We start from the raw sequence: 13,224 nt of genomic DNA, 5'->3' as shown, positions 1-13,224 counted from the left end.
TGTGCGAGTGAGGATAAGGTATGGGTACGATGGTTAAAATGTGGAATAGAGTTGCTATTGTAGATTATCAGTCCAGGATTCTGGATATGTTGGCTGATAAGTAGAGAGTTTTATTTTTGCATGGATTTTTTTGCAGGATATACGAAAAAGCCCGCCAAATCTGGCGGGCTTTTTTAGCAGTAGAGCCTGATTTCCGATTATAGCAGTGGGATAATCAGTAACGCTACGATGTTGATGATTTTAATCAATGGGTTAATAGCTGGGCCAGCAGTATCCTTGTAAGGATCACCAACTGTATCACCCGTTACAGCAGCTTTGTGAGCATCGCTACCTTTGCCACCATAATTTCCATCTTCGATATATTTCTTGGCATTGTCCCATGCGCCGCCACCAGCAGTCATGGAGATAGCAAGAAACAGGCCCGTAACGATTGAGCCCATCAAGACGCCTCCCAAAGCCTGCGGGCCGAGGAAAACGCCGACCAACACCGGTATCAGCACAGGTAATAGAGATGGAATGATCATTTCCCGAATCGCTGCCTTGGTCAGCATATCGACCGCACGGGAATAATCAGGTTTATGGGTACCGTCCATAATTCCTGGGATCTCTTTGAACTGGCGACGCACTTCAAGTACAACTGAGCCAGCTGCACGCCCAACTGCTTCCATCGACATTGCACCAAACAGGAAGGGAACCATGCCGCCGATAAACAGCCCGATAATTACCAGATGATTGGATAAATCAAAGGTAAGCAGTTTGTCGGCATGTTCCAGTCCATGAGTATAGTCGGCGAACAATACCAGCGCAGCCAGGCCGGCCGAGCCGATCGCGTAACCTTTGGTAACGGCTTTGGTGGTGTTACCTACTGCATCCAACGGATCGGTAATAGCACGCACGGAGTCAGGCATGCCGGACATTTCAGCAATGCCGCCCGCGTTATCAGTAATCGGGCCATAGGCATCCAGTGCTACGATGATGCCAGTCATGGATAACATGGCGGTTGCAGCAATCGCGATTCCGTAGATTCCGGCGAGTGAGTAGGCAACGATGATACTTGCACAGACTGCCAGTACCGGGGCAGCTGTGGCACGCATACCCACGCCGAGTCCAGCGATGATGTTGGTGGCATGTCCGGTGGTGGAAGCGTTGGCGATATGTTGTACCGGTGGATATTCAGTAGAGGTGTAGTATTCAGTGATAATAACCATTAGACCGGTTAAGACCAGGCCAACCGTTGTGCTGGCAAACAGACGCATGACCAGCTCGCCGCCCTTGACTTCGACACCGTCTAGTGACAGGGTTGCTCCTCCCATAAACCATACGGTTATTGGCAAATAAGCGAAGAAAGCAATTCCACCGGCAACTGCCAATCCGCGATACAGAGCGTTCATGATCTTGCCACCCTCACGCATCCTGACGAAGTAGCAGCCGATAATTGAAGCAACGATGGATGCAGCACCCAGCGCGAGCGGATAGACCGCTGCATTGCCTGTTTCGGTTTGGAACAGCAGGGCACCCAGCAGCATGGTAGCGATGATGGTGACTGCATAGGTTTCAAAAAGGTCAGCCGCCATTCCAGCGCAGTCACCCACGTTATCACCTACGTTATCTGCAATTACGGCCGGGTTGCGCGGGTCATCTTCCGGAATTCCGGCTTCAACTTTACCAACCAGATCAGCACCAACGTCTGCACCTTTGGTGAAAATACCACCACCCAGCCGGGCAAAAATTGAAATTAATGAGCCACCAAAAGCAAAACCAACCAGCGGGTGGATGAGAGCACTGATATTGCTGCTTTCATCTGCGCCACTGAGTAGCAGGGCTGAATAACCTGCCACACCAAGCAAGCCGAGCCCCACAACCAGCATTCCGGTTACGGCGCCGCCACGGAAGGCAATGGCAAGTGCTTCGTTCAATCCGCTGCGGGCGGCTTCAGCTGTCCGGACATTGGACTGAACCGAGACGTTCATGCCCATGAAACCGGCCAGCCCGGAAAGTATAGCCCCCAGCGCAAAGCCAATGGCTGTATTCCAGGAAAGTGTCGGACCGATAATCAGAAATAAAACTATACCCACCATACCGATCGTCAGATATTGTCGCTTGAGATAAGCCGACGCACCTTCCTGTATGGCGGCTGCAATTTCCTGCATGCGTGCATTACCAGCGGGTTGTGCGTAGATACGCCGAATCCACAGGCCGCTAAAAATCAGGGCAAGTATCGCGCTGCAGATTGCAATCGTTAAACCGTTTGCCATAAAGAACTCCAGTTAAAATCAGACCATCCTAAATACGTACGGAGCCAGGCCTGGTAGCCCCGCATCAATCTACAATCAAAACCATGAACAGCTCTGAGCATATATAGCTTAAACGTATATTTTATATGCTCTTGCTGCTAAAAAACAAAACAGATTAAATTTTGAACTCGGCCAGTTTTTTAGCAACTGCCGTATTTTTAAGCCGAATATAATCGGGCAGTCCATTTTTGTATGGTGGATAGTCCTCCCCTTCGATTAAAGGGCTGAGATATTCGCGGCATTTGTCAGTAATGCCAAAGCCATCTTCACTGATAAAGTCTGCTGGCATCATCTTTTCTACATTGGCGACTTTGGAGAGTTCGGCCATGCCGGTTTTCCAGGCATAGGGCGAGCTGGAGATACGTTCGATAGTTGGCATAACCGAATTGTGTCCGGCAATTGCATATTCCACAGCAGCTTTGCCCATGGCGTAGGCTTGTTCCACATCTGTGCGGGAGGCAATATGCCGGGCAGCACGCTGAAGATAATCTGCTACTCCCCAGTGATATTTTAATCCCAGGCCATTCCTGACCATATTTGCGATCACTGGTGCCACACCACCCAGTTGCGCATGTCCAAACGCATCGCGCAACCCCTGATCGGACAGGAACTTGCCGTCGGTTCCTTTCACTCCCTCTGATACCACTACCGTACAATAGCCGTATTCCTTGACGTAACGATCCGTTTTGGCCAGAAATTTCTCTTCATCAAATATAACTTCTGGAAACAGGATGATAATTGGGACATGACGATCTTTACTGGAAGCCAACCCGCCCGCGGCTGCAATCCAGCCGGCATGACGTCCCATTACTTCCAGAATGAATACTTTGGTTGAAGTCTTGGCCATGCTGGCGACATCAAAACTGGCTTCCAGCATGGAAACAGCCACATATTTGGCGACTGAACCAAACCCCGGGCAACAATCTGTGACAGGCAGATCGTTGTCAACCGTCTTGGGTACGTGAATTGCCTGGATTGGGTAGCCGAGTGTACCGGCCAGCTGTGAGACTTTCAGGCAGGTATCGGCTGAATCACCGCCACCGTTATAGAAGAAATAGCCGATATTATGGGCTTTGAATACTTCTATCAGACGTTCGTATTCCCGTCGGTTATCTTCCAGGCTTTTCAGTTTGTAGCGACAGGAGCCAAAAGCGCCGGATGGCGTGTGGCGCAATGCCCGGATTGCTTCAGAGGATTCGGCGCCGGTATCAATTAAGTCTTCGGTGAGTGCCCCGATAATGCCATTGCGACCGGCATAAACGTTTCCAATTTTATCCGGGTGTGTGCGTGCTGTTTCCAGTAAACCTGCTGCTGAAGCATTGATTACAGCCGTTACACCGCCAGATTGGGCATAGAATGCATTTTTTATAGTCATATTCCACTCCTGGTTGATCAAAACTTGTTTCTCGTCCGCGTACCGTATAAATAAATGTCACGCAGCAGAAGTCTTTGAAAAACCAGCTGCCTGATCAGGCAGTTACAATCTGCCCGGCGTTTACTTTAGTCATTTCTCAGCAAATGATCTGGGACAGGGAACGATTCAAAGAAGTGCTTGGCCTGTCTGTTTGAGCGCCACGATAATATTTTTCTGTATGGTTTCCACGCTGCCGGTTCCGGCAACTTTGACGTAACCTGGCGCATCGGGATCGCTGCTGTTTGACCATTCGAGATAGTATCCAACCAATGGCTGAGTCTGGTCATGGTAGACCTGCAGACGTTTGCGCACGGTTTCTTCCCGGTCATCATCACGCAGAACCAGCGCTTCGCCAGTCACATCATCCCGATCAGCAACTGTTGGCGGGTTAAATGTAATATGGTAAATCCGACCTGATGCTGGATGTACGCGGCGGCCTGATAAACGTTTTATGATTTCGGCATCAGGTACATCAATTTCGATGACATAGTCTATATGTACATTGGCTGTTCTAAGTGCATCGGCCTGAGGAATGGTGCGGGGAAAGCCATCAAACAAAAAACCGTTGACACAATCAGGTTCTTCAATTCGATTGCGGACCAGATCAATAATGATTTCATCCGAAACCAGGCCGCCAGATTCCATGATTTTTTTTGCCATTATGCCCAGCTTGGTTCCTGCTTTTACAGCATTACGGAGTATGTCACCGGTGGAAATCTGTGGAATTGAAAAATGCTCGCGGATAAAACCTGCTTGCGTGCCTTTGCCCGCGCCTGGTGCGCCCAGTAAGATGATACGAATGATTGGCCTCCTTTATTTTATCTGGATGTTAACCATCCTGAAGCTATGCGTGCCGTAGATGTCTTGTGAGTAATCAGTGTCAGACGAATCGGCATTCTTTCCTGTGGATTTTGCTGTGAATTATATCCCAGGGCAGCCAGTGGCTTGAAGTTTTTGGAGGCTTTTAGCGTATTGGCATAGTAGTTGATGCTGGATGGCGTTTTTTACAGATTGAATATGCGATAATTTCGGCTGTCTTTTTCGGGGATAGCTATGGACGAAAACAAAAATAAGGCGCTTACGGCTGCACTGGCGCAGATTGAAAAGCAGTATGGCAAGGGCTCAATCATGCGGCTTGGTGATAGCGATGTGGCTAAAGATATCCAGGTGGTATCTACCGGTTCGCTGAGTCTGGATATTGCGCTGGGTGTGGGCGGACTTCCGCGCGGACGTATTATCGAGATTTATGGTCCGGAATCTTCAGGTAAAACTACCCTGACGCTGCAGGTGATAGCAGAAATGCAAAAGCTTGGCGGAACAGCCGCTTTTATTGATGCAGAACATGCGCTGGATCCGCAGTATGCTCAAAAGATTGGCGTTAACGTACAGGAATTGCTGATTTCCCAGCCGGATAACGGTGAACAGGCGCTGGAGATCACGGATATGCTGGTTCGATCCGGATCGGTTGATATTGTTGTAATCGACTCGGTTGCGGCACTGACACCCCGCGCTGAAATAGAAGGGGAAATGGGTGAACCGCAGATGGGACTACAGGCAAGATTGATGTCTCAGGCCTTGCGCAAGCTGACCGCCAATATCAAACGAACCAATACTACGGTAATTTTTATCAATCAGATACGCATGAAGATTGGTGTGATGTTTGGTAATCCGGAAACAACCACAGGCGGTAACGCACTGAAATTTTATGCTTCCGTTCGTCTGGATATTCGCCGTACCGGTTCAATTAAGCGGGGGGATGAAGTGATTGGTAATGAAACTCGCGTTAAAATTGTTAAAAACAAGGTTGCGCCTCCCTTTAAACAGGCAGATTTCGCTATTTTGTACGGGGAAGGTATCTCGCGCGAGAGCGAGATTATCGAACTGGGTGTGTTGCATAAACTGATCGAGAAAGCTGGCGCCTGGTATTCCTACAACGGTGAGAAAATCGGGCAGGGCAGGGATAATGTGCGTGACTACCTGAAAGAGCACAAGGATCTTGCACGTGAGATTGAACAGAAAATACGTGCGGCAGTTGATCTTGCTGAAACAAATAATCGAGCTGTTCCACCTTCTCCCGACGAATAAAGATGAATTTATATACACGCGCGCTGGGATATCTTGTCCGACGAGAGTATTCGCGGCAGGAGCTGGAAAGAAAACTATCGCGCCATGAGCACACACTTGATGAAATAAAAAATATTCTTGACAGACTTGAGCAGCAAAAACTGCTGTCAGATGAAAGGGCAGCTGAGCAGATTCTCCATGCGCGCAGTCGTAAATATGGAAGCAAACGAATACGCTATGAGTTGCAAATGAAGGGAATTACCGATCATCTGATTGAAGCTGCCATGAAAGATTTTGAGCAAACAGAATTTTCCTGTGCACGAGCGCTTTGGTACAAAAAATTTGGCGGCGTCTCGTCTACTCCGGCAGAACGGGGAAAGCAAATCCGTTATTTGGCAGGAAAAGGCTTTCCTTCTGAAGTGATCAGCAGGGTTTTGTGTGATACCAGGGAAATAGAGAATTGAGTCGTGAGGTTTTTAGGATGAAAAGTAGTGAAATCAGGCAGAAATTTCTTGATTTTTTTGAGACACACGGGCATGTCGTCGTGCCATCCAGCCCGCTGGTGCCAGGGAATGATCCCACCTTGCTGTTTACCAATGCGGGTATGGTGCAATTCAAGGATGTGTTTCTTGGTCAGGATAAACGCCCTTACGTTCGTGCCGCCAGTGCCCAGCGTTGTGTGCGGGCAGGAGGCAAGCATAATGATCTGGAAAATGTAGGTTATACCGCACGGCATCATACTTTTTTTGAAATGCTCGGTAATTTCAGCTTTGGAGATTATTTTAAGCGTAATGCTATTTTGTTTGCCTGGGAGTTTCTGACCGGTCCGCTAAATATTCCCAGGGATAAGCTATGGGCAACTGTCTATGCGGAGGATGATGAAGCAGCAGATATCTGGCTGAATGAGGTGAAGATTGCTCCTTCCCGGCTGGTGCGTATTGCAACATCAGATAATTTCTGGCAAATGGGAGATACAGGGCCTTGTGGCCCCTGTTCCGAAATTTTTTATGATCATGGCCCGGAAGTGGCGGGCGGCCCGCCCGGATCGGAGGATGCGGATGGTGATCGTTATGTCGAAATCTGGAATCTGGTATTCATGCAATATAACCGCGATGCCAGTGGCGAACTGCATCCGCTGCCCAAGCCATCAGTAGATACCGGCATGGGCTTGGAGCGTATTGCGGCTGTTATGCAACAGGTTCACAGCAATTATAAAATCGACCTGTTTCGCTGTTTGATTGAAGCTGCCGCCAGAGTGACCGGTGAACAGGATCTGTCAAACAACTCGCTCAAGGTTATCGCTGATCATATCCGTGCCTGTGCTTTCCTGATTACGGATGATGTGATTCCAGGCAATGAAGGACGAGGCTATGTGTTGCGGCGTATCCTGCGTCGCGCCATTCGGCATGGATACCGGCTCGGGCAGAAACAGCCTTTTTTTCATTTGCTGGTGGATGATCTGGTTGATGTCATGGGGCAGGCCTATCCAGAATTGATGGCTGCCAAGAAGCATGTGGCTGGTGTTATCAGGCAGGAAGAGGAACGTTTTGCTGAAACACTGGAGAATGGTATGGGAGTGCTGGAAGCCGCATTAGCTCAGGAAGGCAATATGCTTTCGGGCGATGTTGTTTTTCGTCTGTACGATACCTTTGGTTTTCCGGTTGATCTGACTGCGGATATTGCTCGTGAACGAGAGGTCAGGATTGATCTGGCCGGATTTGAGGTGTGTATGGCGCAACAACGGGATCGCGCACGTGCCAGCGGCAAATTCACTATGCAAACGAGTCTTGAATATGTCGGATTGCCAACCAAGTTTCACGGCTATGAAACATTGCAGCATGAAGCGCATATTTTGGTGCTGTATAAGGAAGGCAGCCGTGTGGATTTCATAGAGGCCGGTGAAGAAGCTGTGGTTGTGCTGGATCAAACTCCTTTTTATGCGGAATCAGGTGGCCAAGCCGGCGACAGCGGAGAGCTTTTGTCAGGTGGCGGCACTTTTACCGTAAGAGATACTCAGAAAATCCAGGCCAAGGTATTCGGCCACACTGGAATGCTGAGCAGTGGTCGGCTGGTGACAGGTGATCGGGTGATCGCCAGGGTTAATCCAGTTGCTCGAATCAACACTGCCTACAATCATTCCGCGACACATTTGCTGCATGCTGCTTTACGCCAGATATTGGGTAATCATGTCACGCAGAAAGGATCACTGGTTGATGCTGACAGATTACGCTTCGATTTTTCCCATAATAGCGCTATGCAGGCAAACGAGATTCGTCAGATTGAAAATCTCGTCAATATGCAAATCCGCAAGAATCATGAAGTAGCGACACAACTGATGGCCTATGATGAGGCCGTCAAGCAAGGTGCCATGGCATTATTCGGTGAAAAATACAGTGATACGGTACGTGTTGTATCAATGGGTGATTTTTCAACCGAGCTATGTGGTGGTACTCATGTGCAACACAGTGGCGACATTGGTTTCTTCCGGATTGTTGCTGAATCTGGTGTGGCAGCAGGTATTCGCCGGATTGAAGCATTGACGGGCGAGGCTGCGTTAGCTTACATACAGCAACAAGAACAACAGTTGCAACAGGTTTCCGATGTGCTCAAGGCAGCACCACAGGAAGCTGCTCTGAAGTTATCTCAGGTGCTGGATCATGTCAGGCAAGTAGAGAAGGAAATCGCAGTTTTGCGATCGAAGCTTGCTGGCATGCAAAGTTCTTCCCTGATTGAGCAGGCGCAGGAAATCAAGGGAATACGAGTGTTGGCGGCAGTGCTGGAAAATGTGAACATCAGAACACTGCGTGAAACACTGGATAATTTCAAGAGTCGATTGAAATCGTGTGTTGTCGTGCTGGGTACCATCGAAGACGATAAAGTAGTGCTTATTGCCGGTGTGACCGATGATCTGACAGCAAAGCTCAAAGCAGGTGACCTGATCAACTTTGTTGCGCAACAGGTGGGTGGGAAAGGTGGCGGACGTGCGGATATGGCACAGGCCGGCGGCACGCTGCCAGACAAGCTGCCACAAGCCCTGACAAGTGTGACGGGCTGGGTGGAACGCAATCTTTAACCTGTAATTAAAAATTATTCTGATACTTCTTATTCAATTATGACAACAACCAGACATTGTAAATTACTCATTCTCGGATCCGGTCCAGCTGGCTACACAGCAGCTATTTATGCTGCGCGTGCGAATCTCAATCCAGTGCTGATTACCGGGATGGCACAAGGCGGGCAACTCACGACGACGACGGATGTGGATAACTGGCCGGCGGATGTTGCCGGGGTACAGGGTCCGGAGTTGATGGAACGCTTTCTGAAGCATGCCGAGCGTTTTCAGACTGAAATCATATTTGATCATATCCATACTGCTAAATTGTCAGGAAAGTCGTTTGAACTGACAGGCGACCAGGGAACCTACACCTGTGATGCACTGATTATTGCGACAGGCGCTTCGGCAAAATATCTCGGGCTGCCTTCAGAAGAAGCTTTTATGGGGAAAGGGGTTTCAGCCTGCGCAACTTGTGATGGTTTTTTCTATAAAAATCAGAATGTCGCTGTCATTGGGGGGGGGAATACCGCAGTAGAAGAAGCGTTGTATCTCTCTAATATTGCTCGTAAGGTAACTGTGGTACATCGTCGTGACAAGTTCCGTTCAGAAAAAATTCTGATCGACAAGTTGATGGAAAAGGTACAAAGCGGCAAGATTGAGCTGGCACTTGATCACGTTCTGGAAGAGGTGAAGGGTGATGACAGTGGCGTTACCGGAGTTCGCATTCGTCATGTCCGGGACGATACGGCACGTGATCTTGATTTGCAGGGTGTGTTCATCGCTATCGGGCATCATCCCAACACTGATCTGTTCCAGGGACAGCTGGAAATGGGAAATGGCTACATTATTACGCAAGGTGGGAACGAGGGTAATGCAACAGCGACCAGTATCCCGGGTGTATTCGCAGCTGGTGACGTGCAGGATCATATTTATCGCCAGGCGGTTACCAGTGCTGGCAGTGGCTGTATGGCCGCTCTGGATGCGGAAAGATATCTTGAAAAATCCAGTTGAATGCGATGAATTTTCTGTCCACATATTTACGCGTAGAGGAGGAGGGTAACCCGTCATCCAGTCAGGAAACTAACCGTAATGATGCTGCCTTGTTCCGCGAGGCTATGCAGGGAGTTAGACCGCTTGCCGAGACCGGGAAAGTTACGCTTGCTTCATCAAGACAGCAGCCGATTGTTCAACTTGATACACCAGCCTTGTTAGAGGTTCGGGATCGTCTGCTTGATGATTATCAGCAAAAGGTGGCGGATGGGGATGAATGGTCTTTTATTCGTCCCGGTTTGCAGCGCTATACCTTACGCAAGCTACGGCGCGGGTACTGGCCTGTTCAGGGTGAGCTTGATCTGCATGGGTTAAATCGGGATGAGGCATACCGGGTGTTGGTGGCATTTCTGGAGAATGTCATCCTGCAGGGATATCGCTGTGTGCGGGTTATTCATGGCAGAGGACTCAGTTCAAAGAGCCGCAGACCGGTACTAAAAATTCTGACAGGCAACTGGCTGATGCACCATGATGATGTGCTCGCTTTTTGCCAGGCACTGCCTGAACATGGGGGAAGTGGCGCTGTACTGGTTCTTTTGAGAAATGCGGATAAGTCACCCTGAAAATTGCAGTTGATCGTTTATCTGTTTCTGGAAACCTGGAAATAGCCCTACCGCTTCGTCGCCCTTTGCTCGACATGCATCCAACATACAGAAATTTTTTACCTGTTTTTTATAAAGTATTGAACCCTCCCCGGGCCTTGTATCGAACGATTCACAAATGGCTATCATCGTTTTTCTACATGCAGGAGTGATATTGAGAAACAGGTGAATTCCAAATGTGGTGCAGTCAAGGGCGCGTGCCACGGTATCAAACTGGGCAATCTGACTACTTTGCTGGATAACAAGGAAATTGCTTTGGAAGGTGGAATGTACGATGTGGATACAGGGATAGTTACGTTTTATGACAAGTAATCATCTTTAAGACGTAACTATCCCCGTTAGTCAGAAACTGCTTTTGTAATGACCTGATTAGCAACGAACGTCAGCCATCCGAATAGAGTGCAAGGGCTGCGGAGTGGTCGAAGCAGCGGCGATCAGCAATCGTTCGTGGAGTGAGCAAAGATCAAAACGCTGGTTGAATCGGTAACTGAAGGCGGCAAGATAGCGAGCGGCATACTTGCGGAAGTTAAAAGCATAGTAACAACCTGACAAACTGGTCTTGAGATTACCGAGTATAGTGTTGACCCACCGGAACTCGGGAGTCTCCTTTGGTTTGTGTCCGGTGATAGCTGTAAAATGGTGACTGCAGCCAATTTCTGTAACGGCACCAAAGCAGGCCAAGGCATCCGAGAGTACCGTGCTGCCTGGTGCCAGACAATCCTTTGCCCAGGCTGAAATTGCCTCCAGCATAAGTTCTGAGACTGGGGTAAGCCTCACGCGCAAAGAGTGGTCATCCTCAGTCAGAGGCACAGCGGGTGTCAACGGCAATAATGGGCACCTTATTCTCTGAACCTCTGCCCACTTTTCCACCCGCACGCTTTCCACCAGGATAAGCATCATCGACCTGGATTTTGCCATCAAGGACATAGCGCTCCTCACGATTGGCCATCGCATGCATCAGTTTGTGGTGTATCAACCATGCCGTAGGATAGCTCACTCCCAGCTGACGCTTGAGCACCAGGGACGACAAACCGGTCTTGGCCTGACTAACCAGATAAATTGCCAAGAACCAGACGGTCAACGGTAGTTTAGTGCCCTGAAAAACTGTCCCGGCAATCAATGAGGTCTGATGTCGGCAGGCTCTGCATTGAAAAACCTTGCGTATACCATCACGTATGACATAGTAAGCAGTACTGTTACAGCGTGGACAGTGAAGCCCATCCGACCAGCTGGCAACTTCCAGCGCTTGCTCGCACTGCGCCTCCGTACCAAAGCCCTAAGAACCTGTTTATGATCTTCTGGGTATTAATGCCAGGAAGGCCAGATGAATAAACTGCCAGCTGGTGTTGAGTAAGTGCTCACGGTTTTTCCACAGCCGTCGATTCTTCTCCAGCCAGGCAAAGCTGCGCTCCACCACCCAACGCTTGGGGATAACGGCGAAGGTATGCAACTCACTGCGCGCTTGGCGATCTGAACCGCGACAGTCTCGCTCAGCACATCGCGTACACCTTGAGCAAACGACTCCCCACATAACCGTTGTCCGCCAACACCGCCACCACCCGGCCAAGGCCTGAACGACAACGCTGAAAAGCCTGCAACACACCTTTGCGATCGGTCACTTCCGCTGTCGTCACCGCAATGGCATGCGGCAAACCCTGGGTATCGACCGCGATATGACGCTTGCTTGGTGCCTGATACCTTCTTGCCTGCGTCATAGCCCTTCTGGCTCGCCGTGTCCGTGTTCTTCACGCTCTGCGCGTCCACGATCAAGAATGACGTGCAGGCGTTGCGCCCCAACTTCTCTCGGGCCGCACCAACCTGATTTTTTTAATGCCTGCTCCAGCAGGCTACCGCCCTCGCGCGACTCACTCCAGATGGCCCAGTATGAGTGTACCGTGCGCCACTTGGGAAAGTCATTAGGCAGGGCTCGCCACTGGCAGTCCGTACGCAGCAGGTACAGCACCGCGCAAAAAACCTCGTACAGATCTATTCGTCGGGGGCTGGTCTTCCTGCGCGCGCTCTCCAGCAAAGGTTTGATAAGCTCGAATTGTTCGTGACTGATGTCGCTCGGGTAACTGTTTCTCATCTCCCAAGTGTCTCATATTTACAGAGACTTTGAACAGGTTCTGATTGATGATCCAGATTATGAATGGCTGATGATTGATGCCAGCCACTGCAAGGTTCACCCCCATGCCAGTGGAGCCAGAGGTGGTAATCAGGATATGAGCCGGACAAAAGGAGGCTCAACACCAAAATACATCTGGCCGTGGATGCGCATGGTATGCCGATCAGAATCCTTGTCACGCAAGGTACCACTGCTGATTGCACGTAAGTTGGCCACCTGATTGAAGGAATCGATGCCGATTATCTATTGGCTGATCACGGTTATGACAGTAATATTCATTATTGAACAGGCGAAAAAACAGAAGATAAACGTTGTTATTCCACCAAAAAAAATCGGAAAATGCAAAGATCATTATGATAATGAATTGTATAAACTGAGGTATCTCTTTGAAAATACTTTCCTTCATCTAAAAAAATGGCGTGGTATTGCTGCACGATATGCTAAAAATACCTCTTTTTTTCTTACTGCCGTGCAAATCAGGTGTATCACTCTTGGGACAAATATCTTGTGACTACACTGTCCGGATAAAACATAATTTTTTCTTATGTTCTAAATAAGAATTTAAAATTTTCATTATCTTTTGACTGCCTTTAGGATGGCACTGCTGATGCGAATGGATG

At 49.1% G+C, this 13,224-nt stretch carries 9 protein-coding genes and 3 pseudogenes; 7 read left to right on the top strand and 5 right to left on the bottom strand.

The genetic code is table 11. The features are described from left to right. Positions 1-197 precede the first annotated feature (197 nt). The 3 genes from BM331_RS08615 to adk all read right to left on the bottom strand — a co-directional run bounded on the left by BM331_RS08615 (position 198) and on the right by adk (position 4,509). Entirely contained in the window at positions 198-2,255 is a 2,058-nt protein-coding gene (locus tag BM331_RS08615) for a sodium-translocating pyrophosphatase (protein ID WP_074928897.1), read from the bottom strand. 154 nt (positions 2,256-2,409) lie between these two features. After that, positions 2,410-3,669, bottom strand: a complete 1,260-nt coding sequence (locus tag BM331_RS08610) for a 6-phosphofructokinase (protein WP_074928895.1) — start codon at positions 3,667-3,669, stop codon at positions 2,410-2,412. Positions 3,670-3,834: 165 nt separating this feature from the next. Next, positions 3,835-4,509 (bottom strand): adenylate kinase, encoded by a 675-nt coding sequence (gene adk, locus BM331_RS08605; RefSeq protein ID WP_074928894.1) that lies wholly within the window; start codon positions 4,507-4,509, stop codon positions 3,835-3,837. 252 nt (positions 4,510-4,761) lie between these two features. On the opposite strand from adk, the gene recA reads away from it, so the two are divergent. The 6 genes from recA (at position 4,762) to BM331_RS11870 (ending at position 10,791) form a co-directional block, all read left to right on the top strand. Continuing rightward, positions 4,762-5,793: a recombinase RecA gene (gene recA / locus BM331_RS08600; RefSeq protein WP_074928887.1), complete on the top strand. Its 1,032-nt coding sequence runs from the start codon at positions 4,762-4,764 to the stop codon at positions 5,791-5,793. A 2-nt stretch (positions 5,794-5,795) separates the two neighbouring features. Then, complete coding sequence (gene recX / locus BM331_RS08595; protein WP_074928883.1) at positions 5,796-6,236, top strand: recombination regulator RecX; 441 nt, start codon at positions 5,796-5,798, stop codon at positions 6,234-6,236. Between the two features lie 17 nt (positions 6,237-6,253). Further along, positions 6,254-8,845, top strand: a complete 2,592-nt coding sequence (gene alaS / locus BM331_RS08590) for an alanine--tRNA ligase (protein ID WP_074928881.1) — start codon at positions 6,254-6,256, stop codon at positions 8,843-8,845. Between the two features lie 39 nt (positions 8,846-8,884). After that, positions 8,885-9,838, top strand: coding sequence for a thioredoxin-disulfide reductase (gene trxB, locus BM331_RS08585; protein WP_074928879.1), 954 nt, complete (start codon positions 8,885-8,887; stop codon positions 9,836-9,838). A 5-nt stretch (positions 9,839-9,843) separates the two neighbouring features. Then, positions 9,844-10,440 (top strand): Smr/MutS family protein, encoded by a 597-nt coding sequence (locus tag BM331_RS08580; protein WP_074929019.1) that lies wholly within the window; start codon positions 9,844-9,846, stop codon positions 10,438-10,440. 204 nt (positions 10,441-10,644) lie between these two features. Further along, the gene (locus BM331_RS11870) at positions 10,645-10,791 is read left to right on the top strand and encodes a hypothetical protein (RefSeq protein WP_011633888.1); all 147 of its coding nucleotides are present in this window, start codon (positions 10,645-10,647) and stop codon (positions 10,789-10,791) included. Between the two features lie 57 nt (positions 10,792-10,848). On the opposite strand, the pseudogene BM331_RS08575 reads toward BM331_RS11870, so the two are convergent. Next, positions 10,849-11,752, bottom strand: a pseudogene (locus BM331_RS08575) (IS1595 family transposase); the annotation flags it as partial. Positions 11,753-11,767: 15 nt separating this feature from the next. After that, positions 11,768-12,565: pseudogene (locus BM331_RS11445) on the bottom strand (IS5 family transposase). Positions 12,566-12,605: 40 nt separating this feature from the next. Between BM331_RS11445 and BM331_RS12220 the strand changes: the two are divergent. After that, positions 12,606-13,115, top strand: a pseudogene (locus tag BM331_RS12220) (IS5 family transposase); the annotation flags it as partial. Between the last annotated feature and the right edge of the window lie 109 nt (positions 13,116-13,224).

Source organism: Nitrosomonas eutropha, assembly GCF_900116685.1.
Taxonomy (GTDB): domain Bacteria; phylum Pseudomonadota; class Gammaproteobacteria; order Burkholderiales; family Nitrosomonadaceae; genus Nitrosomonas; species Nitrosomonas eutropha_A.
Note: the sequence above shows the minus strand (reverse complement) of the source record. Positions and strands in the feature narration are given on the sequence as shown.

Excerpts from the sequence above, each read along its gene's own strand:
- BM331_RS08615 (WP_074928897.1), bottom strand. The coding sequence starts at position 2,255 with ATGGCAAACGGTTTAACGATTGCAATCTGCAGCGCGATACTTGCCCTG.
- BM331_RS08610 (WP_074928895.1), bottom strand. The coding sequence starts at position 3,669 with ATGACTATAAAAAATGCATTCTATGCCCAATCTGGCGGTGTAACGGCT.
- recA (WP_074928887.1), top strand. The coding sequence starts at position 4,762 with ATGGACGAAAACAAAAATAAGGCGCTTACGGCTGCACTGGCGCAGATT.
- recX (WP_074928883.1), top strand. The coding sequence starts at position 5,796 with ATGAATTTATATACACGCGCGCTGGGATATCTTGTCCGACGAGAGTAT.
- alaS (WP_074928881.1), top strand. The coding sequence starts at position 6,254 with ATGAAAAGTAGTGAAATCAGGCAGAAATTTCTTGATTTTTTTGAGACA.
- trxB (WP_074928879.1), top strand. The coding sequence starts at position 8,885 with ATGACAACAACCAGACATTGTAAATTACTCATTCTCGGATCCGGTCCA.
- BM331_RS08580 (WP_074929019.1), top strand. The coding sequence starts at position 9,844 with ATGAATTTTCTGTCCACATATTTACGCGTAGAGGAGGAGGGTAACCCG.